The 26,985-nt window shown below is 71.3% G+C and carries 29 protein-coding genes; 18 read left to right on the forward strand and 11 right to left on the reverse strand.

The genetic code is table 11. The annotated features are described in order from the left end of the window. Positions 1-63: 63 nt before the first annotated feature. Positions 64-483, forward strand: coding sequence for a CopG family transcriptional regulator (locus DA075_RS06375; protein WP_099956444.1), 420 nt, complete (start codon positions 64-66; stop codon positions 481-483). Positions 484-523: 40 nt separating this feature from the next. After that, entirely contained in the window at positions 524-1,948 is a 1,425-nt protein-coding gene (locus DA075_RS06380) for an extracellular catalytic domain type 1 short-chain-length polyhydroxyalkanoate depolymerase (protein ID WP_244936520.1), read from the forward strand. Positions 1,949-1,951: 3 nt separating this feature from the next. On the opposite strand, the gene DA075_RS06385 is transcribed toward DA075_RS06380, so the two are convergent. The 3 genes from DA075_RS06385 to DA075_RS06395 form a co-directional block, all read right to left on the reverse strand. After that, positions 1,952-3,568: an ABC transporter permease gene (locus DA075_RS06385; protein WP_099956446.1), complete on the reverse strand. Its 1,617-nt coding sequence runs from the start codon at positions 3,566-3,568 to the stop codon at positions 1,952-1,954. 157 nt (positions 3,569-3,725) lie between these two features. Further along, complete coding sequence (locus tag DA075_RS06390) at positions 3,726-4,757, reverse strand: extracellular solute-binding protein (RefSeq protein ID WP_099956447.1); 1,032 nt, start codon at positions 4,755-4,757, stop codon at positions 3,726-3,728. A 110-nt stretch (positions 4,758-4,867) separates the two neighbouring features. After that, positions 4,868-5,938 carry an ABC transporter ATP-binding protein gene (locus tag DA075_RS06395; protein WP_099952501.1) on the reverse strand — a complete coding sequence of 357 codons (1,071 nt, stop codon included), beginning with the start codon at positions 5,936-5,938 and terminating at the stop codon, positions 4,868-4,870. A gap of 215 nt (positions 5,939-6,153) precedes the next feature. Here DA075_RS06395 and DA075_RS06400 point away from each other — a divergent pair, with 215 nt between their 5' ends. Next, positions 6,154-6,570 carry a hypothetical protein gene (locus DA075_RS06400; protein WP_099952502.1) on the forward strand — a complete coding sequence of 139 codons (417 nt, stop codon included), beginning with the start codon at positions 6,154-6,156 and terminating at the stop codon, positions 6,568-6,570. A 58-nt stretch (positions 6,571-6,628) separates the two neighbouring features. Here the strand turns inward: DA075_RS06400 and DA075_RS35800 are convergent, their stop codons facing one another. Further along, complete coding sequence (locus DA075_RS35800) at positions 6,629-7,354, reverse strand: hypothetical protein (protein ID WP_123834174.1); 726 nt, start codon at positions 7,352-7,354, stop codon at positions 6,629-6,631. Between the two features lie 418 nt (positions 7,355-7,772). Here DA075_RS35800 and DA075_RS06405 point away from each other — a divergent pair, with 418 nt between their 5' ends. From DA075_RS06405 to DA075_RS06415, 3 genes are read left to right on the forward strand one after another with little or no spacing between them, the layout of a single operon-like run. Then, positions 7,773-9,542: an ArnT family glycosyltransferase gene (locus DA075_RS06405; protein WP_099952503.1), complete on the forward strand. Its 1,770-nt coding sequence runs from the start codon at positions 7,773-7,775 to the stop codon at positions 9,540-9,542. Positions 9,543-9,595: 53 nt separating this feature from the next. Further along, the gene (locus tag DA075_RS06410; protein WP_099956448.1) at positions 9,596-10,357 is read left to right on the forward strand and encodes a glycosyltransferase; all 762 of its coding nucleotides are present in this window, start codon (positions 9,596-9,598) and stop codon (positions 10,355-10,357) included. Positions 10,358-10,361: 4 nt separating this feature from the next. After that, entirely contained in the window at positions 10,362-10,688 is a 327-nt protein-coding gene (locus tag DA075_RS06415) for a lipid-A-disaccharide synthase N-terminal domain-containing protein (RefSeq protein WP_099952504.1), read from the forward strand. A 33-nt stretch (positions 10,689-10,721) separates the two neighbouring features. Here DA075_RS06415 and DA075_RS06420 read toward each other — a convergent pair whose 3' ends face one another. Further along, on the reverse strand, positions 10,722-11,150 hold the full coding sequence (locus tag DA075_RS06420; RefSeq protein ID WP_164712219.1) for a PRC-barrel domain-containing protein: 429 nt from the start codon (positions 11,148-11,150) through the stop codon (positions 10,722-10,724). A gap of 187 nt (positions 11,151-11,337) precedes the next feature. Between DA075_RS06420 and DA075_RS06425 the strand changes: the two genes are divergently transcribed. The 4 genes from DA075_RS06425 (at position 11,338) to DA075_RS06440 (ending at position 14,005) form a co-directional block, all read left to right on the forward strand. Beyond that, entirely contained in the window at positions 11,338-11,625 is a 288-nt protein-coding gene (locus DA075_RS06425) for a GlsB/YeaQ/YmgE family stress response membrane protein (protein WP_099952506.1), read from the forward strand. Positions 11,626-11,879: 254 nt separating this feature from the next. Continuing rightward, on the forward strand, positions 11,880-12,842 hold the full coding sequence (gene lipA, locus DA075_RS06430) for a lipoyl synthase (RefSeq protein WP_099952507.1): 963 nt from the start codon (positions 11,880-11,882) through the stop codon (positions 12,840-12,842). 4 nt (positions 12,843-12,846) lie between these two features. Next, positions 12,847-13,302, forward strand: coding sequence for a type II toxin-antitoxin system RatA family toxin (locus tag DA075_RS06435; protein ID WP_099952508.1), 456 nt, complete (start codon positions 12,847-12,849; stop codon positions 13,300-13,302). Between the two features lie 277 nt (positions 13,303-13,579). After that, positions 13,580-14,005: a type II toxin-antitoxin system HicB family antitoxin gene (locus DA075_RS06440; RefSeq protein ID WP_244936521.1), complete on the forward strand. Its 426-nt coding sequence runs from the start codon at positions 13,580-13,582 to the stop codon at positions 14,003-14,005. Between the two features lie 28 nt (positions 14,006-14,033). Here DA075_RS06440 and DA075_RS06445 read toward each other — a convergent pair whose 3' ends face one another. Further along, positions 14,034-15,401, reverse strand: a complete 1,368-nt coding sequence (locus DA075_RS06445; RefSeq protein WP_099952509.1) for a GDSL-type esterase/lipase family protein — start codon at positions 15,399-15,401, stop codon at positions 14,034-14,036. A gap of 331 nt (positions 15,402-15,732) precedes the next feature. On the opposite strand from DA075_RS06445, the gene DA075_RS06450 reads away from it, so the two are divergent. Together DA075_RS06450 and DA075_RS06455 are read left to right on the forward strand one after the other, a co-directional pair. Further along, positions 15,733-16,209, forward strand: a complete 477-nt coding sequence (locus DA075_RS06450; protein WP_174800065.1) for a hypothetical protein — start codon at positions 15,733-15,735, stop codon at positions 16,207-16,209. Between the two features lie 108 nt (positions 16,210-16,317). Beyond that, a complete protein-coding gene (locus DA075_RS06455) occupies positions 16,318-17,049 on the forward strand; it encodes an alpha/beta fold hydrolase (RefSeq protein ID WP_099952510.1) in 732 nt (243 codons plus the stop codon). A gap of 12 nt (positions 17,050-17,061) precedes the next feature. Here the strand turns inward: DA075_RS06455 and DA075_RS06460 are convergent, their stop codons facing one another. Then, positions 17,062-17,346, reverse strand: coding sequence for a hypothetical protein (locus DA075_RS06460; RefSeq protein ID WP_099952511.1), 285 nt, complete (start codon positions 17,344-17,346; stop codon positions 17,062-17,064). A gap of 91 nt (positions 17,347-17,437) precedes the next feature. After that, on the reverse strand, positions 17,438-17,749 hold the full coding sequence (locus tag DA075_RS06465; protein WP_099952512.1) for a hypothetical protein: 312 nt from the start codon (positions 17,747-17,749) through the stop codon (positions 17,438-17,440). A 152-nt stretch (positions 17,750-17,901) separates the two neighbouring features. Between DA075_RS06465 and DA075_RS06470 the strand changes: the two genes are divergently transcribed. Further along, complete coding sequence (locus DA075_RS06470; RefSeq protein ID WP_099952513.1) at positions 17,902-18,651, forward strand: gamma-glutamylcyclotransferase; 750 nt, start codon at positions 17,902-17,904, stop codon at positions 18,649-18,651. On the opposite strand, the gene DA075_RS06475 is transcribed toward DA075_RS06470, so the two are convergent. After that, positions 18,606-18,941, reverse strand: a complete 336-nt coding sequence (locus DA075_RS06475) for a hypothetical protein (protein ID WP_099952514.1) — start codon at positions 18,939-18,941, stop codon at positions 18,606-18,608. The two genes, DA075_RS06470 and DA075_RS06475, sit on opposite strands and share 46 nt — an antisense overlap. 123 nt (positions 18,942-19,064) lie before the next feature. On the opposite strand from DA075_RS06475, the gene DA075_RS06480 reads away from it, so the two are divergent. After that, a complete protein-coding gene (locus DA075_RS06480) occupies positions 19,065-19,658 on the forward strand; it encodes a pyridoxamine 5'-phosphate oxidase family protein (RefSeq protein ID WP_099952515.1) in 594 nt (197 codons plus the stop codon). A gap of 103 nt (positions 19,659-19,761) precedes the next feature. Here the strand turns inward: DA075_RS06480 and metC are convergent, their stop codons facing one another. Next, positions 19,762-20,949, reverse strand: a complete 1,188-nt coding sequence (gene metC / locus DA075_RS06485; RefSeq protein ID WP_099952516.1) for a cystathionine beta-lyase — start codon at positions 20,947-20,949, stop codon at positions 19,762-19,764. A 228-nt stretch (positions 20,950-21,177) separates the two neighbouring features. Between metC and DA075_RS06490 the strand changes: the two genes are divergently transcribed. The 4 genes from DA075_RS06490 to DA075_RS06505 all read left to right on the forward strand — a co-directional run bounded on the left by DA075_RS06490 (position 21,178) and on the right by DA075_RS06505 (position 25,489). Further along, positions 21,178-22,200 (forward strand): amino acid ABC transporter substrate-binding protein, encoded by a 1,023-nt coding sequence (locus DA075_RS06490; protein WP_099952517.1) that lies wholly within the window; start codon positions 21,178-21,180, stop codon positions 22,198-22,200. 70 nt (positions 22,201-22,270) lie between these two features. Beyond that, positions 22,271-23,482, forward strand: coding sequence for an amino acid ABC transporter permease (locus DA075_RS06495; protein WP_232386135.1), 1,212 nt, complete (start codon positions 22,271-22,273; stop codon positions 23,480-23,482). A 10-nt stretch (positions 23,483-23,492) separates the two neighbouring features. Beyond that, entirely contained in the window at positions 23,493-24,650 is a 1,158-nt protein-coding gene (locus tag DA075_RS06500) for an amino acid ABC transporter permease (protein WP_099952519.1), read from the forward strand. Positions 24,651-24,658: 8 nt separating this feature from the next. Next, on the forward strand, positions 24,659-25,489 hold the full coding sequence (locus tag DA075_RS06505; protein ID WP_232386133.1) for an amino acid ABC transporter ATP-binding protein: 831 nt from the start codon (positions 24,659-24,661) through the stop codon (positions 25,487-25,489). Positions 25,490-25,647: 158 nt separating this feature from the next. On the opposite strand, the gene sseA is transcribed toward DA075_RS06505, so the two are convergent. After that, on the reverse strand, positions 25,648-26,490 hold the full coding sequence (sseA, locus tag DA075_RS06510; protein ID WP_099952520.1) for a 3-mercaptopyruvate sulfurtransferase: 843 nt from the start codon (positions 26,488-26,490) through the stop codon (positions 25,648-25,650). Positions 26,491-26,985 lie beyond the last annotated feature (495 nt).

The raw sequence follows: 26,985 nt of genomic DNA on the forward strand, positions 1-26,985 counted from the left end.
CTTGCGGCGCGCCATACCACACGCCATCTCCAGACCATCCGGCTGGATGGTCTGGAGATGGCGATGGCAGAGAACGTTCACGAGCTGCGGCCGAAGATGCCCGAGAGCGAGAAGGTCACGGTCAATCTCGGCTTCGTCGATCTCGGCCGCATCGACCTGATGGTGCGGGACGGGTTCTACGCCAACCGGGCCGACTTCATCCGCACGGCGGTGCGCAACCAGCTCGACCGCCAGGAGGAGGCGCTGCGCCAGTCGGTGGCGCGCCGGCAGCTCAGCCTCGGGCTCATGCACATCACGAAGGCCGAGCTGGAGGCGGCGCGGGATACCGGGACGCCGCTCCGCATCCAGGTCCTCGGCCTCGCCAGCATCGCCGACGACGTGACGCCGGAGCTCGCCCGCGCGGCCATCGCGTCGATCCACGTGCTCGGTGCATTCCACGCCAGCGCCGCCGTGAAGGCGGCGCTGGCCGACCGCATCGCCTGACCCCCTCTGGCCCCACAGCTCTCTCCACAGGACCACGATCATGACCGCATTCAGAAATTTCCCCCCGGGCGGATCGCTCGGCGCGACCGTCGACATGGCCGAGGTGACCCGCCTCACCCGTGCCGGCCGGCTGACCGAGGCCGTCGCGCTGATCCAGGGCCGTCCGGTGCCGGCCGAGCCCACCCGCGCGCCGGCCACCCGCGCGCCCGCCGCGCAGGAAGCCGAGCGGGCCGTCGACCTCGTCGCCCCGGCCGAGCCGGGCGGCGCCTGGACGGTGCCGGGGGAGGCCGGCGTGCCGGACCCGTCCGAGAAGGCCCTGCCGGACATGTCCGAGGCCCTGCGGAGCATGCCCGATGCCATGCGGGGCATGTCCGACGCCCTGCGGAATCTACCGGAGGCCCTGAAGAACGTCCGCCCGCCGGCCGGGCTGGCCGGCCTGCTGCGCGAGGGCGCCTTCGACGGTCTGGGCGGCGGTGCGGCCGGTGGTCTTGCTGGTGGTCTTGCTGGTGGTCTTGCCGGCAACCTGGCGAGCAACTTGGCGAGCAACTTGGCGAGCAACTTGGCAGGCGGTCTCGGCGGGGGCCTGAAGCCCCGCCGGCCGGTGCCGGTGCCGGAGGGCGCCCGGTTCGAGGAGCGGAGCTTCTCCGGCCCCGCCGGCAGCCGGACCTACAAGGTCTACGTGCCGAGCGGCCGGGCGGATCAATCCCTGCCGGTCGTGGTGATGCTCCATGGCTGCACCCAGGATCCCGACGACTTCGCCCTGGGCACGCGGATGAACGACCTCGCGGAGGCGCAAGGCGCGATCGTCGTCTATCCGCGCCAAGAGCGGTCGGCCAACGCGCAGAAATGCTGGAACTGGTTCCAGCCCGGCGACCAGGGCCGCGGCGCCGGCGAGCCGGCGCTGATCGCCGGGATCGCTCAGGCGGTGGTGGCGGAGTTCGGGGCCGACCCGGACCGGGTCTCCGTCGCCGGGCTCTCCGCCGGCGGCGCGGCGGCGGCGATCCTGGCCGCGACCTATCCGGACGTGTTCGCGGCGGCCGGCATCCATTCGGGCTTGGCCTGCGGCGCGGCCCGGGACATGCCCTCGGCCTTCGCGGCGATGGGGCAGGGCGGCGCGGCCCCGCCGCGGCAGGGCCCGGCCGTGCCGACCATCGTCTTCCACGGCGACGGCGACCGGACCGTGCATCCGCTCAACGGCGAGCGGGTCGTGACCCAGGCGATGCCGGGGGCGCCGCTGCGGGAAACCGTGACGCGGGGCGAGGCGCCGGGCGGCATCGCCTATACGCGCCGCGTCCACGCGGATGCGGAGGGGCGGGGCGTCGTGGAATCGTGGCTGCTGCACGGGGCCGGCCACGCCTGGTCCGGCGGCAGCCCGGACGGCTCCTACACCGAGCCGCGCGGGCCCGATGCCAGCGCCGAGATGCTGCGGTTCTTCCTGGCGCAGTCCCGCACCGGGAAGGCCTGACCCTCACGCCTTCGGGGTCGAGACCCGCAGCAGCAGCGCGACCGGCAGGAGCCCGACCGCGACGATCAGGAGGGCGGCGACCGCGCCGTCCTCGTAGGTGCCCCTGGCGGCCTCGCCGTAGAGGTGGGTCGCCAGGGTCTCGACGTTGAGCGGGCGCAGGATCAGGGTCGCGGGCAGTTCCTTGACGCAGTCGACGAAGACCAGGAGGGCGCCGCCGAGGACCGCCGGCCAGGTCAGCGGCAGGTGGACCTGCGCCAGGGCGCCGGCCGGGCCGCGGCCGAGCACCCGGGCGGCGTCGCCCAGCGACCGCGGCACCCGGGCGAGGCCCGCCTCGCTGCTGCCGGCGGTGACGGCGAGGAAGCGCACCACGTAGGCGTAGACGAGCGCCGCCCCGGTGCCGAGGCCCATCGCGGCGAGCGGAATCCCGGTCAGCGCCCGGCTCAGCCCATCGAGCAGGCCGTCGAGGGCGGCGAGCGGCGGCAGGAGGCCGATCGCCAGGATCGCGCCGGGCACCGCGTAGCCGAAGGTGGCGCAGCGCAGGAGCAGGCCGCGCCAGCGCCCGCCGAGCAGCCGCGGGCCCGCCGCCACCACGAGGCCGAGGCTGGTCGCCACCGCCGTCGCCAGCCCCGCATAGAGCAGGGTGTTGAGGCCCTCCGACAGGATCGCCCCGGACAGGCCGGCGAAATGCAGGCGCTTCCCCGCCTCGACCGCGAGGTAGCCCGCCGGCGCCAGGAAGCCGAGGGCGACCGGCACGAGGTTCAAGCCCAGGGCCGCGAGCGCCGCCGGGCCGGCGAGCCTCTTGCGCGCCATCCGCCGCGGGCGCTGCGCCGCCCCGGCATAGCCGCGCCCGCGCCGGGCCCAGCGCTCGACCGCGATCAGGCCGAGGCAGGCGGCGAGCATCACCAGGGCCAGGCCGGCGGCGCCGGCCAGGTCTGAGCGGTTGACCCAGGTGTCGTAGATCGAGACCGTGAGGGTGCGGACTCCCAGAAATTCCGCCGCCCCGATGTCGTTGAGCGCCTCCAGCAGCGCCAGGCTGGCGCCGAGCGCGATGGCGGGCCGCGCCAGCGGCAGGGCGACCCGGAGGAACACCGAAGCCGGCCCGGCCCCGAGGCTGCGCCCGGCCTCGACCAGGGTCGCCGACTGCATCAGGAACAGCGCCCGGGTCGGCAGGTAGACGTAGGGGTAGAGCACGAAGCCGAGGAGCAGGATGCAGCCCGGCAGCGAGCGCAGGTCCGGCAGGATCAGGTCGCGCGGGCGGGCATAGCCGAGGAGGCCACGGATCGCGCTCTGCACCGGGCCGACCGGGTGCAGGAGGTCGAGATAGGCGTAGGCCCCGATATAGGTCGGCACGGCCAGCGGCAGCAGCAGCGCCCAGTCGAGCAGGCGCCGGCCCGGGAACTCGTAGGCGGCGACGAGCCAGGCCGCCCCGGTGCCGACCATCACGACGACGATCCCGACCCCGGCGAGCAGGAGGCCGGTCTCGACGAGGGCCGGAGGCAGGACATGGGCGAGGAGGTGGGGCCAGAGCCCGCCGGAGCCCTGCAGCGCCTCCAGGCCCAGAGCCGCGACCGGGGCCAGGACCAGGAGGGCGGTGAGGCCGGCGACGAGCGTCCACGCCATGAGCCAGGGGCCGGACGACCGCGCGGCCGCGGCGGGACGGGCCCGCGCCGGCCGCGCGGCGTGGCGCGCGGCCGGCGGCGGGCCCGACGGCACGAAAGCTCTTCCCTCCACGGCGGCTCCGCTTGTCCTGGTCGATGAAGGGACGGCCCGCGCGGGACTAGCGGTCGAACCCGACCTTGTCGACGAGCAGGCTCGCCGCCTTGCGGTTGCGGGCGATCTCGACGAGGGAGGTGGTGTCGACCTTGAGCGGACCGAGGGCCGTGAGCAGCGGGTCGACCGCGACGCCGGGCTTCACCGGGTACTCGTAATCGGCCTTGGCGTAGAGGGCCTGAGCCTCGTCCGAGGCGAGGTACTCGAGCAGCGTCACGGCGCTGTCGCGGTTCGGGGCATTCTTCGCCACCACCGCGCCCGACACGTTGACGTGGGTGCCGCCGCCCTGGAAGGTCGGCAGCACCACCTGGATGCCCTCCCCCCATTTCTTCTGCTCCGGGCCGCCCCGGCCGCTGCGCATCAGGCCGACATAGTAGGAATTGCCCAGGCCGATGTCGCAGAGGTCGGCGACGATGTCGCGGGCGACGTCGCGGTCGCCGCCGCCGGCCTTGCGGGCGAGGTTGTCCTTCACCCCGCGCAGCCAGGCCTCGGTCTTCGCCTCGCCGTGCTTGACCAGGTAGGCGGCGATCAGCGCGGTGTTGTAGGGGTGCTGGCCCGAGCGCAGGCAGACCTTGCCCTTCCATTTCGGATCGGCCAGGTCCTCGTAGGTCAGCCCGGCGAGGTCGCGCAGGTCGGGATCGGCATAGGCCACCCGGGCGCGGGTCGAGAGGGCGAACCAGCGGCCCTCCGGGTCGCGTAAGCTGGCCGGGATCGCCGCCTCGAGCGTGGCCGAGCGCACCGGCTGGGCGAGGTCGCGGTCGACGAGCTCGATCAGGTTCCCGATATCGACCGTCATCACCACGTCGGCGGCGGAGCGGGCGCCCTCGGCGGCGACGCGCTCGGCCAGGCCCTTGTCGACGAACACCGTGTTGACCTTCACGCCGCTCGCCTTGGTGAAGGCGTCGAGGAGCGGGCGGATCAGGCCGGGCTCGCGGGTGGTGTAGAGGTTCACCTCGCGGGCGCCCTCCGGGGCGCCTTGGGCTTGAGCCGGGGCCGCGAGGGCGACGAGACCGAAGAGCGCGAGCGCGGTGCGTGACAGGGACAAGAGGCGTCTCCCGGGAATGGCGCCTCCTTGAGAAGCAAACCCGAAACAAAAGCAAGCGTGTTAGATTTTAGTTGTTTCAATGTAAAGCACAGGTCGTCTCGGGACTAGGCCGCCTCCTCGTCGGGCAGGACCAGCACCGCGTCCGGCACCAGCGTCACCCCGACGGCGTCGCCCGGCCCGTAGGGGCTCAGGGTCAGCAGGCGGGCCCGCAGCGGGACCGGGAGGCCCGGCACCCCGAGATGCAGCACGCTCGCCGCCCCCAGGAAGGTGCGGCGCGTGACCTGTGCAGGCCTGCCCTCGCCGGGGCCGGAGACGAGCAGGGCCTCGGGACGCAGGCAGACCCGGACCGCCGCGCCCTCCGGGAGGTGAGGGGCCGGGACGCTCCCCAGCGGCGTCTCGGCCCGGCCGGCCACGATGCGGGCCGGAATCTCCGCCGCGTCGGCGAGGAAGCGGGCGGCGAACAGGCTCTCGGGGCGGCGATACAGGGCCTCGCCGGTGGCGACCTGGACGATGCGGCCGCCGCGCATCAGGGCGATGCGGGTCGCGACGGCCAGCGCCTCCTCGGGATCGTGCGTCACCATCAGGGCGGTGGTGCCGGTGCGGCGCAGGAGCGCCACCGTGTCCTCCCGCACCCGGTCGCGCATGCGCCGGTCGAGGTTGGAGAACGGCTCGTCGAGGAGCAGCAGCCGCGGCCCGGGCGCGAGCGCCCGCACCAGGGCCACGCGCTGCTGCTCGCCCCCCGACAGGGTCTGGGGATAGGCGCCGGCACGGCCCGCGAGGCCGACCTGCTCCAGGAGCTCGTCGGCGGCCTCGCGGGTGGCGGCCGGCTGGCCCCTCAAACCGAAGCGGATGTTCTCCCGCACGGTCAGGTGGGGGAACAGGGCGTAGTCCTGGAACATCAGGCCGACGCCGCGCGCCTCGGGCGGCACGCTCGCGCCCGCGCCGGCGACGAGGCGGCCGTCGAGCCGGACCGTGCCGGCATCCGGCGCCTCGAGCCCGGCCACCACCCGCAGCAGCGTGCTCTTGCCGCAGCCCGAATCGCCCAGGAGCGCCATCACCTCGCCGGGGCGCACGGTGAGCGAGACACCGCAGAGCGCCTGCACCCGGCCGAAGCGGCAGGCCAGGTCCTCCACCGCCAGGGCGGGCGCCGGGCGGGGCGGGGCCGGTTCGGTCATCACGGGACTCCTCGCGGGGCGTGTCGGGGCGTCGCGCTCATACACGGGCCGGCGGGGACGGGCGAGGCGGGAGGCGAGGGCAGGAGGTGTGCACCGATCCGGCACGGGGCGCGCCGCCTCAGGGTCAATCGGGCGTTAAGCCGATTCGTCGAATCCTGCGCATCGCCGCGGCCCCGATCGGGCCGGCGGCTCGTGTCGCGAAGGGTATCGGGCGTATGCGTAACCTGTCGGGCGAGAGGAGCGCCGTCGAGGGCGGCACCGTGGTGGCGTTCCGGCGCAAGGAGACGGCCGCCCGGATGGGCCACGGACTGGACCACGAATTTGCCCCCAGCCCCCGGGTCGCCGCCGCGCGGCGCGACCAGCGCAGCCTGATGGACACGGTCTACGAGGCCGGCACCCTGCCGGTGGCGGCGGGCGACCGGGAGACCAAGCTCCTGGCCTCGCGCCTGCTGGTCTACGGCTTCCTCACCATCGACGAGGTCGGCGAGGACGGTGCCACCCGCCGCCTGCGCCCCTCCGAGGCGGTCCGCGCCGGCCGCGAGCGCCCCTGGCGCCTGTCGCGGGCCTCGCGCGGGGTGAGCCTGTCGGTGCCGATCCCGGCGGTGGATGGGTTCCTGTTCGAGAGGGCGTGAGGGACCCCGGCTCAAGCCGCCGGCCTATCGGATCCGACCGGACTGCCCGCAGCGCATGCTACGACTCGACGAGAGGGCGGTCGGCCTCGGATATCGTGCGGTTTGAAGGCCGCGGCCTGTAATATATCAGACCCGATTCTGCGTCGGGCATCGCGGGCATTGGCCTCACATGACACAGCCGCCAAGCGAAGATGCTTCGCAGATGCCGCCGGAGACTGGACCAAAACCCGCCAGCCCTGATCCCCATGACATCGTTACCGAGACATGTCATCAGCTCTGTGTAAGCTTCCTCATGCTTCTTGTATTCAACCCCGTAGTCAGCAAACTCTGACTCCCATCGAAAATCGTACTTGTTGCCCATATGCCTTTCAAGGTGCTCCCTATCAACGATCAGCTTGGCCACAACGCCCGGGCCATTAAACTCCTTAAAAAATGTTGCAATAAAATGCCGATATGAAGAATAAGTAGACTGAGATAATATATATCTGAACATATTAAAATCTCTATCGATTTCCCGTTTTATAGCAATAATGTGCGTCGGCGTGAGAATGTGCCAGTCACCAACCGCTCGATAAAAGCAAAATACCTTGTTCAAGTTGACGGCGACGTCATCATAGAATTTCATTCTTCGCTTGACGAGTTCCTGATTGAGCTGTTTTCGTTTTTCAATACTAATACCAAGCATCACATATCCAAAGGCGAGCGTACTGCCTACGAATGCCGCAATGATCGGCGCAGAAGTTTTATATAGGTCATACCAATCAACGCCGCTGCCGGTCGCCATCGAAGCGTCTATTCCACGAAATCATAGGGAGCGACACACTCTAAGTTTCGTACGAAGATAAATCAATTGCCGTTTGACAGGCGGATCGGCATAAGATCTGACAGATAATCGTCTAAAAATTCTTATTTATGTTATGTCTTGGCGTCTGTATTTTCAAAATATCCAAAAACCACAAGATTATCGATTCATATGAAATGGATGTTATTTAAAAATTCGCGATATGTTCTGGATCATCTCGTTGTGCGAGGAGGGCATCATCGAGCGTCGCAGTTTCGGCCCGGACCGAGTGAGCGCTGGCGCCCCCTAAAAATTGACAATCCGACCCGGATCACCGACACGGGCGCCCGCCGCGACCGGCGCCGGTCGGGCTGCCCGGCTGGCGCCGAGGGCGTCGGGTTCCCCGGTTCGGAGCAGTGCATTGACGAGCCTTGCCGCCGGGCGCCGCCCCGGCCGCGCCGCCTCCGTGGGCCTCCTCGCGGAGCGCCTCCTCGATCTCGGGGCGCGCAGCCACGGGGCGGCCTGCGCGCTGCTCGTCGTCCTGTCGCTGGTCTGCTTCCTGCCGGGCTTCGCCTCGCTCCAGCCGATGGACCGGGACGAGCCGCGCTTCGCCCAGGCCTCGAAGCAGATGCTCGAATCGGGCGACCTCGTCGATATCCGCTTCCAGGGCGAGGCCCGGCACAAGAAGCCGGTCGGCATCTACTGGGCCCAGAGCGCGGTCGTCGCCGCCGGCGAGGCGCTCGGCGTGCCGGGCGCCCGCACGGCCATCTGGCTCTACCGGATCCCCTCGCTGATCGGCGCGGTCGCCACGGTGCTCTTCAGCTACTGGGCCGCGCTCGCCTTCCTGCCGCGGCGCCATGCCGTCCTGGCCGCCGCCCTCGTCGGCGCCTCCGCGATGCTCTCGGCCGAGGCGCGGCTCGCCAAGACCGACGCGCTGCTCACCGCCTGCGCGGTCGCCGCCATGGGGGCGCTCGCCCGCGCCTGGCTCACCCGCGCGACGGCCACCCGGCTGCCGAACGCCACAATCCTGACCTTCTGGCTCGCAGTCGCCCTCGGCATCCTGGTCAAGGGGCCGATGGTGCCGATGTTCGCCGGCCTCGCGGCGCTCTGCCTCTCGGTCCTCGCGCGCTCCGGCGCCTGGCTGAAGGCGCTCCGGCCGGGCCTCGGCGTCGCCCTGGTGCTGGCTCTCGTGGCGCCGTGGTTCGTCGCCATCGCGGTCAAGAGCGGCGGCGCCTTCTACGGCGAGGCGGTGGGCCACGACATGCTCGGCAAGGTCGGCACCGCCCAGACCCAGCACTGGGCGCCGCCCGGGACCTACCTCCTCGTCATCTTCGCCACCTTCTGGCCCGCGGCGGCCTTCGCGGCGATGGCGCTCCCCTTCTGTTGGGCGAACCGCCGGGAGGACGGGATCGCCTTCCTGATCGCCTGGGTGCTGCCGTCCTGGCTGGTCTTCGAGGCGGTGCCGACCAAGCTGCCGCATTACGTGCTGCCGCTCTGCACGGCGCTCGCGATCCTCGCCGTCACGGCGGTCGCCCGCGGAGCGGTCCACCGCGACCGGCCGGGAGCGCGGCTCGTGGCTTTGCTGGTGCCGTTCATCCCCACCGGACTGACGGTGGGCCTGTGCATCGCCACCTGGCGCCTCGACGGGGCGATCCCGTGGGCGGGGCTGCCGCTGCTCGTGGCGGCGAGCGCGGTGGCGTTCCTCGCCTGGCGCGCCTTCGTGGACGGTTTGCCCGAGCGCGCCCTCGCCGTCGCGGTGCTCGCCGGGGCGCTGCTGGGCCCGGCGGTGTTCGGGCTGACCCAGCCGGCGCTCGCCGCCCTCAAGGTCTCGCCGCGGCTCGCCGCCTTGCGCGACGCGCTGCCCTGCCCGAATCCGAAGGTCGCGACGCTCGGCTACCGCGAGCCGAGCCTGGTCTTCCTCACCGGCACCGACCTCGCGATGCTCGATTCCGCCGAGGAGGCCGCCGCCTTCCTCAACCAGGGCGGCTGCCGCCTCGTCTATATCGAGGACCGCTTCGCCAAGGCCTTCACGGCCGCGCGAGCGGCCGGCGCCGCGCGAGCGGCCGGCGCCGCGCAATCGGCCGGCACGGCGAATGCCGGCACCCCGCCGCAGCCGGTCGGCCGCGTGACGGGCTTCAACATCAACGGCGGCAAGCCGGTCGGCCTGTCGGCCTATGCGGTGACGCCGTGATCCAGCCCGTGATCCAGCCCGTGATCCAGCCCTTGCAGGAAGGCCCGCACGCCATGCCCGATCGGGAGGCGATCCGCCTCAGCGTCGTGGTGCCGGTGAAGAACGAGGCCGGCAACATCGCGCCCCTCGTCGCCGAGATCGTCGCGGCCTGCGCCTCCTTGAGCCCGTTCGAGATCCTCTACGTCGACGACGGCTCGACCGACGCCACCCCGGCGGCCCTGGCGGACTTGCAGTCACGCCATCCGGAATTGCGGGTGCTGCGCCACCGCGAGAGCTGCGGCCAGAGCGCGGCGGTGCGCACCGGCGTGCTGGCGGCGCGCGGCGCGCTGGTGGCGACCCTCGACGGCGACGGCCAGAACGACCCGGCCTTCATCCCGGCCCTGGCAGCGGCGCTCCTCGCGGCCGGACCGGGGGCGGGGCTGGCCCAGGGCCAGCGGGTCGGCCGCAAGGACGGGCGGCTGAAGATGATCCAGTCGCGCATCGCCAACGGGGTGCGGGGCCGCATCCTCAGGGACGCGACGCGGGATACCGGCTGCGGCCTCAAGGTCTTCCGCCGGGCGGTGTACCTGCGCCTGCCCTATTTCGACGCGCTCCACCGCTTCATGCCGGCCCTCGTCGCCCGCGAGGGCTTCTCCGTCGTCCATGCCGACGTGGTCGACCGGCCGCGCTTCACCGGCCGCTCGAATTACGGCCTGTTCGACCGGCTCTGGGTCGGCATCCTCGACCTCGCCGGGGTGTGGTGGCTGATCCGCCGCCGGCGCCGGGTGCCGCAGGTCGTGACGAATGAGCCGGCCGCGACGGCGGAGACGGAGTAGCCCGATGGTCGCCGACATCATGCACGGGCTCAGCGCCTATTTCTGGTCGCTGTTCACCGGACCCGTCGACCTCGTGCTGATGGTCGGCCTCGTCGGGCAGGGGCTGTTCACCGCCCGCTTCCTGGTCCAGTGGATCGCCAGCGAGAAGGCGGGGCGCAGCGTGATCCCGCTCTCCTTCTGGTTCCTGTCGCTGGGCGGCTCGGCGGTGCTGCTCGGCTACGCGCTCTACCGGCGCGACCCGGTCTTCATCCTCGGCCAGAGCCTCGGCACGGTGATCTACCTGCGCAACCTCGCCCTGGTGTTCCGCGAGCGGCGCAACGCGCGCGCGTGAGGGGCGCCCCGGTCCCCGGGGCGCCGGGCTGCGTCAGCCCTTCTTCTTGTAGTCGAAGGCCGGGGCCTTGTTCAGGTCGTCCTTGGTGGCGTTCACGCTCGCCTTCCAGCCGTCGCCGTCGCGGAACAGGGTCACGCTGTCGGGGCTGACCGCGACGTAGCGCTCGCCGATGCCGAGGAAGCCGCCGACGCCGAGGATCACCGCCTGCACGGTCTTGCCGTCGATGATCACGAGGTCGGCGATGTCGCCGACGGAGTCGTTCTGGGCGTTGGTGACCTTGGTGCCGAGGAGGCGCGAGGTCACCGCCGCGGCGGGCTCGAGGGTGATGAACTGCACCGTGGCGGACTTCACCGGCCGGGTCGTCATCGCGCCGGTCGCGTCCGGCTGCGTCGCGGTCTGGGCCATGGCGGACCCGCAAGCGAGCAGGAGGGCGGCCGTCGCGAGGGCGGTCTTCAGCGTCATGGGACAACTCTCCGGGGAGACCCGCGCCCGTGGGGCGGCGCGGGCCGTGCTCAGAACGGGCCCGCACCGGCCGGGTTCCGCATCGTCAGGTTTTACGGCGACCGATGCGCGGCGGCCTGGTGCAACACGGCCACGCCGCCCCATCTAGGGGCTTCCGCCGCGCGAGGCGGCGAGACAGGGGAACCACATGGACGGTCACGTATACGGAGCGCTCGGTCAGCCGGGCGTCGGCTTCCTGATGGCCATCGTCATCGGGGCGCTGGCGGGCTGGCTGGCGGAGCGCTTCATGAACTCCAACATGGGCCTGCTCGGCAACATCGTGCTCGGCATCATCGGCGGCGTGGTCGGCAACTTCCTGGCGGCACAGTTCCACATTCCGATCTTCGGGTTCTGGCGCAACCTCTTCTCCGCCACCATCGGGGCGGTCATCGTCATCGCGGTGGTCCGGGCGGTCCGGGGCGAGCGGCGCTACTGACCGCTGGAACCGTCGCGCCGGGAACCGCAGCACCTGGCGACGGCCAGCCCGAACGGGCGCCGGCGCAAGTCCCGGTCGATGGACCTGTGCCGGACGCCTTCTCAGGACCGCGACGGTACACATGCGTGACGCGCCGCGCGGCGGCGCGTCACGCCCCATTTGCCCCGGCGGCCCAGACATCTTAAGTCACCGTTGCGCCGCGAGGGGTTCGCGGACGCCTCTTCGTCTCGAAACCCCTTGCCGCCTCGGATCCCATGGCCGTCGTCCTCGATCTCCTGCGCAACGACCAGCGCCCGCGTCACCCGGAGAAGGCGCACCGGCCCGACCAGCCGATCCTGCGCAAGCCGGACTGGATCCGCGTCAAGGCGCCGGGCTCGCCGAAATGGGCCGAGACCAACGCCATCGTGCGCGAGAACAAGCTCGTGACGGTGTGCGAGGAGGCGGGCTGCCCCAATATCGGCGAGTGCTGGGAGAAGAAGCACGCCACCTTCATGATCATGGGGGATACCTGCACCCGGGCCTGCGCGTTCTGCAACGTGCGCACCGGGATGCCGGAGGCCCTCGACGCCGCCGAGCCCGAGCGCGTGGCGGAGGCCGTGGCCAAGCTCGGCCTGCACCACGTCGTCATCACCTCGGTCGATCGCGACGACCTCAAGGATGGCGGCGCAGCCCATTTCGCCGCGGTGATCGGCGCGATCCGGCGCCTCAGCCCCACCACCACCGTCGAGATCCTGACGCCCGACTTCCTGCGCAAGGACGGCGCCCTCGAAGTCGTGGTGGCGGCGCGCCCCGACGTGTTCAACCACAACCTCGAGACCGTTCCGTCGAAATACCTGACGGTCCGCCCCGGCGCCCGCTACTTCCACTCGATCCGCCTGCTGCAGCGGGTCAAGGAACTCGATCCGACCATCTTCACCAAGTCCGGGATCATGGTGGGGTTGGGCGAGGAGCGCAACGAGGTGCTCCAGCTGATGGACGACTTGCGCTCGGCCGAGGTCGACTTCCTGACCATCGGCCAATATTTGCAGCCCACGAAGAAGCACCACCCGGTGCTGGCCTTCGTGACGCCGGATGCGTTCAAGGCCTACGAGACCACGGCCTACGCCAAGGGTTTCCTGCTCGTCTCGGCGACGCCGCTCACCCGCTCCTCCCACCATGCCGGCGAGGATTTCGCCCGGCTCAAGCAGGCCCGGCTCGACCGGCTGGGGACCGTCTGACCCGATGCCGAGCTTCCGCACCACCCGCACCGTCCGCCACAGCGCGACGGAGATGTTCGACCTCGTCGCCGATGTCGAGCGCTACCCCGAATTCCTGCCGCTCTGCGACTCGCTCCGGGTGCTGCGCCGGCAAGAGGGCGAGGACGGCACCGAGACCCTGGTGGCCGATATGGGCGTCGGCTACAAGGCGATCTCGGAGCACTTCACCACCCGGGTCCGCCTCGACCGGCCGAACCTGAAGATCCTGGCCGAGTATATCGACGGCCCGTTCCGCCATCTCGAGAACCGCTGGACGTTTCGCGAGGCGCCGAACGGCGGCTGCACGGTCGAGTTCTTCATCACCTACGAGTTCAAGAGCCTGGCGCTCGGGCTGCTCATGGGCAAGATGTTCGACCGGGCGTTCCGCAAGTTCACCGACGCCTTCGAGAGCCGGGCGGACCGGTTGTACGCGCGGGCGTGAGGCGTCGCGCAGACGTGACCGCTCCATGCCCGATCGGCATGGTTAGTCGAAGAGATCGCCCCCTCCATGTCATTCCGGGGCCGCGCAGCGGAGCCCGGAATTCAAAAGCGCAAGTGGTTTAGAATTTAGCGGGCCCTGTTCGCCTTCTTCTGAAACATCAGCGATTCCGGATCCCAGGCTCAGCTGCGTGGTCCCTGGACAAACGTTTTGTTTTGATCAGTAGACGCCCATTTTCTACACGCGGGGAGCAGAGGGTTTTCAAGCAGGAGAAGCCGTGATGACGAAGGTGGCCATGTTGATCCATGGCGAGCCCGGCCATTACGGAGCCTCCTTCCCGGATTTTCCCGGCGCGACCACCGCCGCGGACGATCTCGACGCGCTTTACGACAAAGCCGCCGAGATGCTGTCCTTTCACGTCGGCGGGATGCTCGCGGACGGTCTCGAGGTACCCCCGGTCCGCTCGCTCGATGTGCTGCAGGACGATCCGCTGTTTCGGGAGGATGCTGCGGACGGAATGGCGGGCGTCCTCGACGTCGATCTTCCGAGGAATACGGTGCGGGTCAACCTGACGATGAACGAAAGCGACCTGCGCCGCCGAGGGGGCCTACGAGACCCGCTCGGGCTGGCTCGTCCGGGCTACCAACGCCCAGCTCCGCAAGTAGGTCAGGTTCCGGACGGGGGACGCCGCGCAGCGAAGCGCTGACGTCCCACGGGCTTATCGAACCCGCCGCCTACCGCCCCGTCGTCAGCACCGCCCCGAGATCGATCCCGCTCCCCATCGCCAGATAGCCCGCCCGGTTCGGGTGCAACCGGTCGCCCTTGCCGCCGGTGGTGCTCTCCGGGACCATCTCGGGGCGCAATCCCCCGGTCGCCGGGTCGAGGGTCGCGGCGTCGAAATCCACCACGGCGTCGAACACCCCCGATCCGCGCAGGAAGGCGTTGAGGCCGCGGCGCTTCTCGTCCTGCTCGGGATGGCCGTGGGCGGCGCTGGAGCTGCCCTTGGCCGAGGTCAGGGTGGCGCCGATCACCCGCACGCCGGGGAGGCGGGCGCGCAGGCGGGCGACGCCCTCGCGCATCCCGGCCTCGACCGCAGGAAGCGAGGCCTCGCCGTTGCGGCTGAAATCGTTGATGCCCTCGAGCCAGATCACGCTGGCGACCCCCGACAGCCCGATCACGTCGCGGTCGAGGCGGGACAACGCCGAGGGCCCGCCCGGAAAGGGCTTCTGCGCATTGTACTCCGCCGGGCCGACCACCTGGTTGCCGCCGATGCCGGCATTCACCACCGAGACCCGGTTGCCGAGCTGCGCGTGCAGGCGGCGCGACAGCACGTCGGGCCAGCGGTCGTCGCCGTTCATCGTCGAGGCGGTGCCGTCGGTGATCGAATCGCCGAAGGCGACCACGACCGGGGTCGGCGCGCTCACGGCCATGTCGACGGCGTCGACGAAGAACCACGAGGCGGTCGAGTACGGGAAGGCGGCCTCGCCCTCGTCGGCCCCCCGGGCGCCGGCCCCCGGCGCGGTGGCGTAGGAGGTCTGAAGCGCCTTGGCGTGCCAGGTCATCGGCCCGCTCGCTCCCACGACGTGGAGCGAGACGGCGAGCTTGCGCCCGGCGAGCAGCGGCGCCTCCGGGTCGGCCGCGAAGGGCAGGGCGACCGGGTCGGACCAGGCCTCGCCCCCGGGCGGGACCGTGACCCGGTCCTGGCCGGAGAACCGCACCGGGCGGTTCGTCCCCGGCACCAGGGCCGCGCCGCCGAGCTGCAGTCCGGCATGGACGCCGTCGAGGGTGAGAGGCTGCGTGCCGAAGGCGTTGGAGATCCGCAGGCGCGCCTCGCGGCCCCAGACGTCCGGCCGCAGCACCAGCCGCAGGGTCTGGTCGCGGGCGCCCGCCGCCGGGTCCGGGAAGGCGAAGGACAGGTCGGGCTGGGCGGAGGGATTGCCGACCGGGTAGGGGCCCTGGACCGAGCCGGCCCAGGCCGTCGCCCAGGTTCGTGCCTCGGAATTTCGTGCCTCGGAGTGTCGCCCGTCCTGCGCCCGGGCCGGGGCGGCGCACAGGAGCCCGAGACCGATCGCGGCCAGAGCCGCAGCAGCGTGCCAGCGCATCACATCCTCCCGTCGCGGGCGACTGTCGCTGCGCCCCTGCCGTCAGGCAGAGCATGGCGGGCGGAAAAGCGCCAGCCCGGGGAGCGGCCGGCTCAAGAAGTCGCCAGCCCGTGCGTGGAATGTGTGCTGGAACACGCCGGAGAGCACCGCCCGCGCCTATCATCCGGCCACTTCGCGAGGTCCGTCGCCGCAGCAAGATCGTCCGGCGATCGGCCGCGGCATCGTCGTTCCGCCGCGACCCTCCAAGACGACCCGACTTCTTGCGACCCGGCACGCTTGACGGCCCGCGCGAGGCTCCGGAGTCCCACCCTGATCGTGAAGGGGGTGCTCGATGACCCATCCGTGGCCCCACCACCACACCGACGGTTCGGTCCACTACACCCATTGCTGGCCCGAGGCCGTGGAAGCCCTGCCGGCTTCCGAATCGGCGCGGCCCGACTGGCGCCGGCGCCTGCGCGGCGCTGCCGGCATGGTCGGCGCCTCAGGCCTCGCGGCCGCCGCGATCTGGTTCGCCATGCTGTGCGATCCGACCGTCTCCCGCGCCGCCCTGCCGCCCTCCGCCGATGTCTGCACCAATGCCGGCCACGCCGTGCGGATCTGGTTCGACGCCGAGACCGCCCGGCGCGCCCGCGTCGCGAGCGCTCCCCACCAGCACGCCTTCAACAGCATGCTGCTGTGGTACCGCTCGGCCGAGGGCAAATGCGCCGCCGGCCGCACCCAGGAGGCGGTCCGCAGCTTCCAGTCGCTGGAGCGGATGATCGCCGGGTTCGACGCCAACCGGCAGGACCGGGACGAGGACGTGAATTAGGGATCCGGCGCGGGATCGCGCCCCGGATCTTGCGCGGCATCGCGCGCCTGATCTTGCGCGCCGCCTCCATTCGCGCTTGGCTCCCCCGGCGACGACGGGAGGGGCGGGATGCCGGATGGTCTGACCTTCGTGCTGGTGCACGGCGCCTGGCACGGCGGCTGGTGCTGGACACGGGTCGCCGATCGCCTGCGGGCGCAAGGCCATCGGGTCCTCACCCCGACCTGCACCGGCCTCGGCGAGCGGGCGCATCTCCTGTCCGGCGCGATCACCCTCGACACCTTCATGCGCGACGTCGCCGGCGTGATCGTGGCCGAGGAGCTGAGCGACGTCGTGCTGGTCGGGCATTCCTTCGGGGGCCTCGCCATCAGCGGCGTGGCCGAGGCGATGCCGGAGAGGCTGCGCCACCTCGTCTATCTCGATGCGCTGATCGCGGAACCGGGCCGCGCGCCCTTCGACGGGCTGCCGCCCGAGGTGGTGGCGGCCCGCCGCCGCGCCGCCGCGGAGTCGAGCGGCGGCCTGAGCCTGCCGCCGCCGCCGGCCGGCGCCTTCGGGGTGCTCGACCCGGCGGATGCCGCCTGGGTCGAGCGGCGCCTGACCCCGCATCCCCTGAGCACCTACGAGAGCCCGCTGGCAATTCGCGGCCCCGTCGGCAACGGCCTGCCGCGCACCTATGTCGATTGCACCGCGCCGTCCTACGCCACCCTCGATCGGGTCAAGGACTGGGTGCGGCGCCAGCCCGGCTGGGGCTGGCGGGACCTGGCCACCGGCCACGACGCGATGGTGAGCGCCCCCGGGCCGCTCGCGCATCTGCTGGTCGAGCTCGGCGAGGGTCGAACCTGACCGGCCGGGCTTTCAGCCCATCGTCACCACGGTGCGGCCGGGATCGATCTCGATCAGCCGCAGGCCGAAGCTGCGGCCCTCCTGCGCCTCCCAGTCGGCCAGCACCGCGTTGACCCGCTCGGGACCGTGCTCGGCCAGGGTGCGGGTGCCCACCGGCCCCTCGATGGCGTGCATGATCTCGCCCATCAGCCGGGCGCGGGCCGGTTCCTCGGCGGGCCCGGCGGCGTCGCAATAGGCGGCGACGATCTGCTCCGACAGGGCCTCGATCACGGCCTGGTTCACGGAGGTCATGCCCATGCTGCGCTCTCCCGTTCGCGAGGGCCGTGCCCTCGACCCTCCTCCTTGGACCGGGACAACGCGGCCGGGCGCGAGCGGTGCCGCGCGCGGGTCACCCCGCCTGCTGCTGGCCGGCGGCACGGTGGGCGGCCAGGGTCACCACCTCGGCGGAGGGAGCCTCCTTCGGACCCTGGCCCATCATGAAGATCACCGGGTTGCGCGGCATGTAGCCGGGATTGCGGCGCAGGTTCAGCAGCTGCTGCAGCTCCACCGCGGTCAGGTCCTTCGGCGTGGCGTCGCGCCAGACATGGCCCGGCGAGGCGGCGCGGGCGAAGGGCCACCAGGAGCGGCGTTCGGTCTCGACCTGCAGGACGAGCTTGCCGGTGAGGGTCTTGCGGAAATTGAAGCGACCCGTGATGGCCATGACGCGTCCTCCATTCCCGGACAACCTGGACCTGTGCTGCTTAGCACGGCACTAACATGGGGCGGCCACGCTTGGCGGGAAAGCCGATCGCACCCGATCGGCCGCGATCGGCCCCTGTCGCGCTGCCGCACCCCATGGGACTAACGGTTGCGATGCTGAAACGCTCCCTCACGCTTGATGCCGCGCTGATCGCCCGGGCCCATCCCCACCCGGTGATCGCCGACGGGCGCGGTCCGGGCTACGGCATGGCGCTGATGGGCGAGGCGGAGGCCGAGGCGCGCCTCGACGCGGTCCTGGCCGAAAAGCCGGGCGACGCGGGCAGCCTCTGGCTGTTCGCCTACGGCGCCCTGATGTGGCGGCCGGAATTCCCGTTCTGCGAGCGGCGCGAGGCCAGGGTGCGGGGCTGGCACCGCCGCTTCTGCCTGTGGCAGCGGGGCTTTCGCGGCACGCCGGAGCGCCCCGGCGTGATGCTCGCCCTCGACCGGGGCGGGCAGTGCCGCGGCCTCGCCTACCGGATCGCCGGCGACGACCTGCGGGACTCCGTGCGGCCGGTCTGGCGGCGGGAGATGCGCGGGCGCGGCTACGCGGCCCGCTGGGTCGCCGCCGAGACCGCGGCGGGGCCGGTGCCGGCGCTGGCCTTCGTGGCCGACAGGACGGGGGAGCGCTATGCCGGGCGGCTCACCGATGCGGAGATCGCTGCGCGCATCGCCGCGGCCTGCGGCCCCATCGGGCCGAGCGCCGAGTACCTGCTCAACACGGTGTCGGCCTGCGAGGCGCTGGGCATCCGCGACCGTCACCTCTTCGCGATGCAGGCGCTGGTCGCGGAACGGCTCGCCGCCTGCGACGCGCCCTCCGGTCAGAACAGCCCGACGCCGATCCCGGGCTCGCGCCGCGGCGGATAGCCGTAGGGTCCGGTCGACACGCCGTAATAGGGCAGGACCGGCGCGTAGCCGAAGCCGAGGAGCGGACGGGGCGGCGGTTCGACGACGACCACCTCCGCCTCGACCGCGACGGCCGGAGGCGGGGGAAGCGGCGGGGGCGGCGCCCGCCAGCCGGCGGAGAACTCGGCCCCGCCGCGCGCCGCATACCCGGCGGGCATGTCGGCGGCCATCGCCGGCAGGGCCGTGAGGGCGGCCGCCAGGGGCAGCCAAGCCATCGAGGGCAACCAGGCCAGCGTCGTGCGGAGCGTCATGGTGAGGAACCTCGGGGCGAGCCGTCTTACGGACAAGCTTCGCCGGGACAAGCGTCTCCGGGTCATCCCGGTTCCCCGGATCGTGCCCTAGATTGGTGAACGAACCGGAGGCCGAAGCCCCGCATGACCGAATTGCCCCCCTTCTACGACGACCTCGCGGGCTGCCTCGCCGAGGCCTGGCGCCGGCTGGAGGAGGGGGCAGCCCACCAGAGCGGCTTCCACACGCCGGCTTTGGCCACGCTCGGCCGCGGCGGCGCGCCACGCCTGCGCACGGTGGTCTTGCGCGGGGTCGACCGTGCGGCCCGCGCCTTGCGGATCCATTGCGACGCCCGCTCCGCCAAGGCCGCCGAGATCGCCGCCGAGCCCCGGGCGGCGCTCCACGCCTACGATGCCGGGGCCAAGATCCAGGTCCGGATCGAGGGCACGGCCCGCCTGCATGGAGGGGACGAGGTCGCCCGCGCCGCCTGGGCGGCGTCGCGGCCGATGAGCCGCCTCTGCTACGGCACCGCGCCGGCCCCCGGCACGCCGTTGCCCGAAGGGGGCGCCTTCGTGCTCCCCGAGGACGAAGCGGCTCTGGAGGCGGGTTTCTCCGCGTTCCGCGTGGTGATTCTCACCGCCGCCCGGCTCGAATTCCTCTACCTCGCCCGGCAGGGCCACCGGCGGGCGCTGTTCACGTGGGATGAAGAGGGACAGGGAGCGGCGTGGCTGGCGCCGTGAGCAAGGTCTCGTTCGTCACTTCGAGATGACGTGAAGCCCGCCTCCCTCTCCCGTCTGGGCGAGGGAGGCGCGCTCTGTCCTGCAATGTTAGCGAAGTCTGCGCTCAGCTCGCCGCCCGCAACCGCGCGAACCCCGCTTCCAGATCCCGCGTCAGGTCGTCCATGTCCTCCAGCCCGACCTGGAACCGCAGGCCCGGCCCGCCGGGCGCCCACGGATTGGCGGTGCGGTAGGGCGCGCAGTCGAACGGGATCACCAGGCTCTCGAAGCCGCCCCAGGAGAAGCCCATCCCGAACAGCTCCAGCCCGTCGAGCATGGCCGCCACCGCAGCCTCGGGGCAGGGCTCGAGGATGATCGAGAACAGGCCCGAGGCGCCCAGGAAGTCGCGGGACCAGATCGCGTGGCCGGGATCCTCCGGCAGGGCCGGGTGCAGCACCCGGGCGACCTCCGGCCGGCCCTGGAACCAGCGGGCGAGCCTCAAGGCCTGCTCGCCGTGCTCGCGCAGGCGCAGGGGCAGGGTGCGCAGGCCCCGCAAAGCCAGGAACACGTCCTCGGCCCCGGCGCACATCGCGAACTGGTCGAAGGTCCGCCGCAGGGCCGGCCAGTACTGCGCATTGGCCGAGGTGAGGCCGAGCAGCAGGTCCGAACCGCCCGACAGGTACTTGGTGCCGGCCTCGATGGCGATGTCGACGCCGCGCTCGTGCGGCGGGAAGAGCAGCGGCGTCGCCCAGGTGTTGTCCATCAGCACGCAGGCGCCGCGGGCGTGGGCAACCTCCGCGATGGCCGGGATGTCCTGCATCTCGAAGCTCTGCGAGCCCGGCGCCTCGGTGAGCACGGCCGTGGTGTTCTCGCGCATCAGTGCCGCGATGCCGGCGCCCAAGGTCGGGTCGTAATAGGTGGTCTCGACCCCGAACCGCGTCAGGAACCCGTCGCAGAAGATCCGGGTCGGGCGGTAGGCTGAATCGGTCACCAGCAGGTGGTCGCCGGCCTTGAGGCAGGCGAGGAGCCCGACCGTCACGGCGGCGAGGCCCGAGGGCGTCAGCACCGTGCCGGCGGCCCCCGCGAGCTCGGTCCAGGCGGTCTCGAGGGCCCGGACCGTCGGCGTGCCGACGGTGCCGTAGGTATACTCGGCCCGCCGGTGCTTGAGCGCGTCGTAGCTCTCGTAGAGCACCGTCGAGCCGCGGTAGATCGGGGTGTTGACGAAGCCGTGCTGGCGCGACGGGTCGCGGCCGGCATGGACCAGGCGGGTGCGGGTGCCGAGGCGGCGCGTATCGCGGGGCGGGGTGATGCTCATCGGAACCCTGGTGCAAGGAACGTCGCGCGAGAGCACATGCCGGGCCGCCCGCTCCCGTCAAGCCGGGCCGACCGAGCCCGGGCCCCGTCTACGCTGTTCGTCTACCGGGCCAACCCCTTGACCGGACAATCCGCTTCGCTTGGAATGCCTCTTGCTTAGGCAGCGTTCGTGCTTGGGCAAACGGGCGGCGGCCGCGGGGTCGCAACCGGAACGGGAGACGCAAACCGCATGAAGAAGATCGTTGCGGCCCTGGCCTTCGGGCTCGGCGCCACCCTGCTGGCGGGCGCCGCCCAGGCACAAGGGACGCTGACCAGCATCAAGCAGAAGGGCTACATCTCCTGCGGCTCGAATCCGGGGCTGGCCGGCTTCGGCGTGCCGGACGCGCAGGGCCGCTGGACCGGTCTCGACGTCGATTTCTGCCGGGCGCTCGCCGCGGCGATCTTCAACGACGTCACCAAGGTCCGCTTCATCCCGCTCTCGGCCAAGGACCGCTTCACGGCGCTCCAGTCGGGCGAGGTCGACATCCTGTCGCGCAATACCACCTGGTCGATGTCGCGCGACACCACGCTCGGGCTCGACTTCCCGGCCGTCAACTTCTACGACGGCCAGGGCTTCATGGTGAAGAAGAAGCTCGGCGTCGCGTCGGCCAAGCAGCTCGACGGGGCCTCGGTCTGCACCCAGCAGGGCACCACGACCGAGCTGAACCTGGCCGACTACTTTCGGGCCAACAAGCTGAAATACGAGGTCGTGGCCTTCGCCAGCGCCGACGAGACCTTCAAGGCCTACGATTCCGGCCGCTGCGACGCCTTCACCACCGACGCCTCGGGCCTCTACGCCGAGCGCCTGCGCGCCTCGGCGCCGGACGACAACATCGTGCTGCCGGAGATCATCTCGAAGGAGCCCCTCGGCCCGGCAGTGCGCCAGGGCGACGCCCAATGGGCCGACATCGTCCGCTGGACCCACTACGCGATGCTCAACGCGGAAGAGGCGGGCATCACGCAAGCCAACGTCGACCAGATGCTGAAGACCTCCGACAACCCGGACGTCAAGCGCATCCTCGGCACCGAGGGCAAGTACGGCACCGATCTCGGGCTGACCAACGACTGGGCCTACCGGGTCATCAAGCTCGTCGGCAATTACGGCGAGGTGTTCGAGAAGAATGTCGGCCAGAGCTCGCCGCTGAAGATCCAGCGCGGCCTCAACGCCCTGTGGTCGAAGGGCGGCCTGCAATACGGCCCGCCGATCCGCTGACCGCATGACTGCAAGCGGCGCCCGGGACCCGGGCGCCGCCCCCGGCCACCACAGACGCGAGCACGCTCCCTTGCCGACGCAGCTTCCGGCCGACGCGCCCTCCGGTCCGCCCCGGGTCTCGCCCCTCTACGATCCCCGCATCCGCGCGGCGGCCTACCAGATCCTGCTGCTGCTGGCGGTCGGGGTGGTCGCCTGGATCGCGATCGGCAACGCCGTCGAGAACCTGCGCAACGCCCGCGTCGCCTCGGGCTTCGGCTTCCTCGGCAACACCGCCGGGTTCGACGTCAACCAGACGGTGATCCCCTTCACGGCGGCGACCTCGACCTACGGCACCGCCTTCCTGGTCGGGCTCACCAACACCCTGATGGTCGCGGCCATCGGCATCGTGCTCTCGACGATCCTCGGCTTCGCGGTCGGCGTGGCGCGGCTGTCGCCGAACTGGATCGTGCGCACGCTGGCCACATTCTACGTCGAGGTCCTGCGCAACATCCCGCTGCTGCTGCAATTGCTGTTCTGGTACGTCGCGGTGCTGGCGAGCCTGCCGGCCGCGCGCGATTCCTACGCGCTCGGCACGGCCGTCTTCCTCAACCAGCGCGGCCTGTACCTGCCGAAGCCCATCCTCGCGGCGGATGCCTGGGCCCTGCCCATCGCCTTCGTCCTCGGCCTCGTCGGCACGCTGGTCTTTCGCGCCCATGCGCGGCGCGAGCAGGCGAAGACCGGCCGGCGACTGCCGGTTCTGGCGGTGGGTCTCGCCCTCGTCGTCGGCCTGCCGCTCCTGACCTACGGGGTGCTGGCGCTCCTCGGCATCGCCCCGGTGGCGCTCGACGTTCCGGTCAAGGGCACGTTCAACCTGCGCGGCGGGATGCAGCTCTATCCGGAATTCGTCGCCCTCGTCCTCGGGCTCACGGTCTACACCGCCGCCTTCATCGCCGAGGTGGTGCGGGCCGGCATCCAGGCGGTCAACCGCGGCCAGACCGAGGCGGCCCGCGCGCTCGGCCTGCAACCCGGCCCGACCATGCGGCTGGTGGTGATCCCGCAGGCGATGCGGGTGATCGTGCCGCCGCTGACCAGCCAGTTCCTCAACCTCACCAAGAACTCGTCCCTGGCCGTCGCCATCGGCTATCCGGACCTGGTCCAGGTCTTCATGGGCACGGTGCTGAACCAGACCGGCCAGGCGGTCGAGGTGGTGGCGATCACCATGGCGGTCTACCTGACGATCAGCCTCGTCACCGCTTTCGTGATGAACCTCTACAACCGGCGCGTCGCGCTGATCGAGCGGTGAGGCCAGACGAATGACTGCCGGCTCCCAGCCCCTGCCGCTCACCTTCGTCCGCCGCGAGGCGGTGCCCGCCTCGCCCCCGCCCTCCCTGGTGAGCGGGCCGCTCGCCTGGCTGCGCCAGAACCTCTTCTCCAGCCCGGCCAACACCGCGATGACGCTGGCGGCGCTCGCCCTCATCGCGCTCGCTCTGCCGCCGCTCCTGCGCTTCCTCGTCATCGACGCGGTCTGGACCGGCGAGAACCGCGACGCCTGCCGGCCGGAGGTCCTGGGCCGGCCGGTCGGGGCCTGCTGGGCCTTCGTCGGGAGCAAGATCAACTACTTCATCTACGGCTCCTACCCGATCGAGGAGCGCTGGCGGCCCAATGTCTTCTTCGCCCTGATGGCGGTCGGGGTGGGGTGGATGCTGTGGCTCGACGCGCCGAAGAGGGCGCTCGGCGCGCTCTACTTCTTCGTCGTGTTCCCGGTCGCCTCCTACCTGCTGCTCGCCGGGATTCCGAGCTTGGGGTTTCCCGCCGTGCCGACCGCGCTCTGGGGCGGCATGCTGGTGACGCTGATCGTGTCCCTCGTCGGCATCGTCGCGTCCCTGCCGCTCGGCATCCTGCTGGCGCTCGGGCGGCGCTCGCGGCTGCCGATCGTGCGGCTGTTCTGCGTCATCTTCATCGAGTTCTGGCGCGGCGTGCCGCTGATCACGGTGCTGTTCATGGCCAACGTGATGTTGCCGCTGTTCCTGCCCGGCGACGTCACGGTCGACCGGCTGGCGCGGCCGCTCGTCGGCATCGCGCTGTTCTCCGCCGCCTACATGGCCGAGACGGTGCGCGGCGGCCTGCAGGCGATCCCCCGCGGCCAGACCGAGGGGGCGATGTCGCTGGGCCTGAGCCCCTGGCACCGGATGCGCCTGATCATCCTGCCCCAGGCCCTCAGGATCGTGATCCCCGGCATCGTCAACAGCTTCATCGCGCTGTTCAAGGATACCAGCCTCGTCTCGATCGTCGGCATCTTCGACTTCATCCGCACGATCGAGTCGGCCCGGGTCGATCCCGCCTGGGCAGCGCCGACCGTGGTGATGACCGGCTACGCCTTCGCCGCCCTGTTCTACTTCGTCTTCTGCTTCGGCATGTCGCGCTACGCCCGCTTCGTCGAGCGGCGGCTCGCGGCCGGCCAGACACGGTGAGATCCCCGATGGCTTCCTCCCCCGTCCCGACAGCCCCTGTGCCCTTGCCGGAGACCGATCCGGATCTCAGCCCTCGCAACACCTCGGCGGCGCGGCTCGCCAGCGCGCCGGTCGCGGTGTCGCTGGAGCGGGTCAACAAGTGGTACGGCGCCTTCCACGTCCTGCGCGACGTCGACCTCAGCGTGCGCAAGGGCGAGCGGATCGTGATCTGCGGCCCCTCGGGCTCCGGCAAGTCGACCCTGATCCGCTGCATCAACCGCCTGGAGGAGCATCAGGCCGGGCGCATCGTCGTCGACGGGATCGAGCTCACCAACGACCTCAAGCGGATCGACGAGATCCGCCGCGAGGTCGGCATGGTGTTCCAGCACTTCAACCTGTTCCCGCACCTGACCGTGCTCGAGAACTGCACGCTGGCGCCGATCTGGGTGAAGAAGATGCCGAAGGCCGAGGCCGAGGCGGTCGCCATGCGGTACCTGACCCGGGTGAAGATCCCGAACCAGGCGCACAAATATCCGGGGCAGCTCTCGGGCGGCCAGCAGCAGCGCGTGGCGATCGCCCGCTCCCTGTGCATGGCGCCCAAGATCATGCTGTTCGACGAGCCGACCTCGGCGCTCGACCCCGAGATGGTCAAGGAGGTGCTCGACACGATGGTGGGGCTGGCCGACGAGGGCATGACCATGCTCTGCGTCACCCACGAGATGGGCTTTGCCCGCCAGGTCGCCGACCGGGTGATCTTCATGGACGAGGGCCAGATCGTCGAATCGAACACCCCCGAGGCGTTCTTCCGCGCGCCGCAGCACGAGCGGACCCGGCTGTTCCTGAGCCAGATCCTGCATTGAGGGTGCAGCCCGGCCGAGAGGCCGGGCGAAGGCGGGGCGGCGCACCAGCCGACGAGCGCATCGTCTCACGAGCAGAGCGCGATCCACGCCTCTCCCCGTGGGCGGGGAGAGGCGCTTCGCACGACCTGAGACGCGATCCGGAAATCCGGGAGGGCGGCCTAACGCCCCGTCGCCACCGGCAGGTCTTCCCGGGCACCCCATTCCGACCACGAGCCGTCGTAGAGCGCCCGCGGCGGCCGGCCGAGGGTCTCCAGCGCCAGCGACACGATCGCCGCGGTGACGCCGGAGCCGCAGGTGGTGACGACCGGCCGGTCGAGGTCGATGCCGGCCTGCGCCACCGCCGCGCGCAAGGACGCCTCGTCCTTGAGCCGGCCGTTCTCCTGCAGCGTCGCATAGTGCAGGTTGAGGGCGCCGGGCATGTGGCCGGGGCGCACGCCGGGGCGCGGCTCGGGCTCCTCGCCGGCGAAGCGAGGGGCTGAGCGGGCATCGACCACCTGGGCCTGGCCGGCGAGCGCCCGCTGCATGTCGCCCACATTGGCCACCGCCGAGTGGTCGAGGCGGGCGGTGAAGTGGCGCCGGTCGCGCGGACGGGCCTCGCCCTCCTCGACGGGGTGGCCGCCCGCGGCCCAGGCCGGGAAGCCACCCTCCAGGATCGCGACGTCGCGGGCGCCGAACGCCTTGAGGGTCCAGCGCACCCGCGGGGCCGAGAACAGGCCCATCCCGTCATAGACCACGATCGTCATGCCGTCGCCGATGCCCATCTGGCGCATCCGCGAGGCGAAGGCCTCCGGCGAAGGCAGCATGTGGGGCAGGGCGCTGCCCTCGTCGCGCACCGCGTCGATATCGAAGCGGATCGCCCCGGGGATGTGGCCGGCGCGGAACTCGGCCTCGGCATCCCGGCCCATCGCCGGCAGGTACCAGGAGCCGTCGACCACGACGATGTCGGGCGCCGCGAGCCGCTCTGCGAGCCAGTCCGCCGTCACGAAGGGGCCGATCGCCATGCCTGTCTGTCTCCGAAAAGGGGGCGCGAGGGCCCGTCGCGGGCATTGTGCCCGAAATCCGGGCGGTGCCGCCACCCGTCCGGGCGCGAAAGCGGCGTTTCGGACGCAGATGAGGTGGCAGCCGCGCGGGTGACGCGGCGGCTCCTAACCCGCCCCGGACCGATTTCCTATCGAATGTTAGCGAGTGGGCGGCAGGGCCTGCCTAGAACGAGGGCGCTCACCCCCTGCGAGAGGCCCGGCCGATGCCCCGTCGCGTCCTTCGCCTCCTGCGAGGCCCCCCGCGCCTCCTGCGAGGCCCCCGCACCCCGTCTGGCACGGCGCTTGCGAGTTCACCGGCACTGCACCCGCCGTGTCCACTCTCCCTTGCACGGCCGGGCGTGGTCGACGGGCCAGGCAGCGAGACTCCGAGGGCTGCCTGGCCCGCCCGTCCGCCGCGGGAGACCGAGCCGGAACACGCGCGAGCCCAAGCGTGACATGAGCCAAGCGTGACACGAG

The sequence above is a fragment of the Methylobacterium currus genome (assembly GCF_003058325.1).
Classification (GTDB): Bacteria; Pseudomonadota; Alphaproteobacteria; order Rhizobiales; family Beijerinckiaceae; genus Methylobacterium; species Methylobacterium currus.

Coding starts and splice junctions, on each gene's coding strand:
- DA075_RS06375 (WP_099956444.1), top strand. CDS start 64: ATGGCAGAGAACGTTCACGAGCTGCGGCCGAAGATGCCCGAGAGCGAG.
- DA075_RS06380 (WP_244936520.1), top strand. CDS start 524: ATGACCGCATTCAGAAATTTCCCCCCGGGCGGATCGCTCGGCGCGACC.
- DA075_RS06385 (WP_099956446.1), bottom strand. CDS start 3,568: ATGGCGTGGACGCTCGTCGCCGGCCTCACCGCCCTCCTGGTCCTGGCC.
- DA075_RS06395 (WP_099952501.1), bottom strand. CDS start 5,938: ATGACCGAACCGGCCCCGCCCCGCCCGGCGCCCGCCCTGGCGGTGGAG.
- DA075_RS06400 (WP_099952502.1), top strand. CDS start 6,154: ATGCGTAACCTGTCGGGCGAGAGGAGCGCCGTCGAGGGCGGCACCGTG.
- DA075_RS35800 (WP_123834174.1), bottom strand. CDS start 7,354: ATGGCGACCGGCAGCGGCGTTGATTGGTATGACCTATATAAAACTTCT.
- DA075_RS06410 (WP_099956448.1), top strand. CDS start 9,596: ATGCCCGATCGGGAGGCGATCCGCCTCAGCGTCGTGGTGCCGGTGAAG.
- DA075_RS06415 (WP_099952504.1), top strand. CDS start 10,362: ATGGTCGCCGACATCATGCACGGGCTCAGCGCCTATTTCTGGTCGCTG.
- DA075_RS06420 (WP_164712219.1), bottom strand. CDS start 11,150: ATGACGCTGAAGACCGCCCTCGCGACGGCCGCCCTCCTGCTCGCTTGC.
- DA075_RS06425 (WP_099952506.1), top strand. CDS start 11,338: ATGGACGGTCACGTATACGGAGCGCTCGGTCAGCCGGGCGTCGGCTTC.
- lipA (WP_099952507.1), top strand. CDS start 11,880: ATGGCCGTCGTCCTCGATCTCCTGCGCAACGACCAGCGCCCGCGTCAC.
- DA075_RS06435 (WP_099952508.1), top strand. CDS start 12,847: ATGCCGAGCTTCCGCACCACCCGCACCGTCCGCCACAGCGCGACGGAG.
- DA075_RS06440 (WP_244936521.1), top strand. CDS start 13,580: ATGACGAAGGTGGCCATGTTGATCCATGGCGAGCCCGGCCATTACGGA.
- DA075_RS06445 (WP_099952509.1), bottom strand. CDS start 15,401: ATGCGCTGGCACGCTGCTGCGGCTCTGGCCGCGATCGGTCTCGGGCTC.
- DA075_RS06450 (WP_174800065.1), top strand. CDS start 15,733: ATGACCCATCCGTGGCCCCACCACCACACCGACGGTTCGGTCCACTAC.
- DA075_RS06455 (WP_099952510.1), top strand. CDS start 16,318: ATGCCGGATGGTCTGACCTTCGTGCTGGTGCACGGCGCCTGGCACGGC.
- DA075_RS06460 (WP_099952511.1), bottom strand. CDS start 17,346: ATGGGCATGACCTCCGTGAACCAGGCCGTGATCGAGGCCCTGTCGGAG.
- DA075_RS06465 (WP_099952512.1), bottom strand. CDS start 17,749: ATGGCCATCACGGGTCGCTTCAATTTCCGCAAGACCCTCACCGGCAAG.
- DA075_RS06470 (WP_099952513.1), top strand. CDS start 17,902: ATGCTGAAACGCTCCCTCACGCTTGATGCCGCGCTGATCGCCCGGGCC.
- DA075_RS06475 (WP_099952514.1), bottom strand. CDS start 18,941: ATGACGCTCCGCACGACGCTGGCCTGGTTGCCCTCGATGGCTTGGCTG.
- DA075_RS06480 (WP_099952515.1), top strand. CDS start 19,065: ATGACCGAATTGCCCCCCTTCTACGACGACCTCGCGGGCTGCCTCGCC.
- metC (WP_099952516.1), bottom strand. CDS start 20,949: ATGAGCATCACCCCGCCCCGCGATACGCGCCGCCTCGGCACCCGCACC.
- DA075_RS06490 (WP_099952517.1), top strand. CDS start 21,178: ATGAAGAAGATCGTTGCGGCCCTGGCCTTCGGGCTCGGCGCCACCCTG.
- DA075_RS06500 (WP_099952519.1), top strand. CDS start 23,493: ATGACTGCCGGCTCCCAGCCCCTGCCGCTCACCTTCGTCCGCCGCGAG.
- DA075_RS06505 (WP_232386133.1), top strand. CDS start 24,659: ATGGCTTCCTCCCCCGTCCCGACAGCCCCTGTGCCCTTGCCGGAGACC.
- sseA (WP_099952520.1), bottom strand. CDS start 26,490: ATGGCGATCGGCCCCTTCGTGACGGCGGACTGGCTCGCAGAGCGGCTC.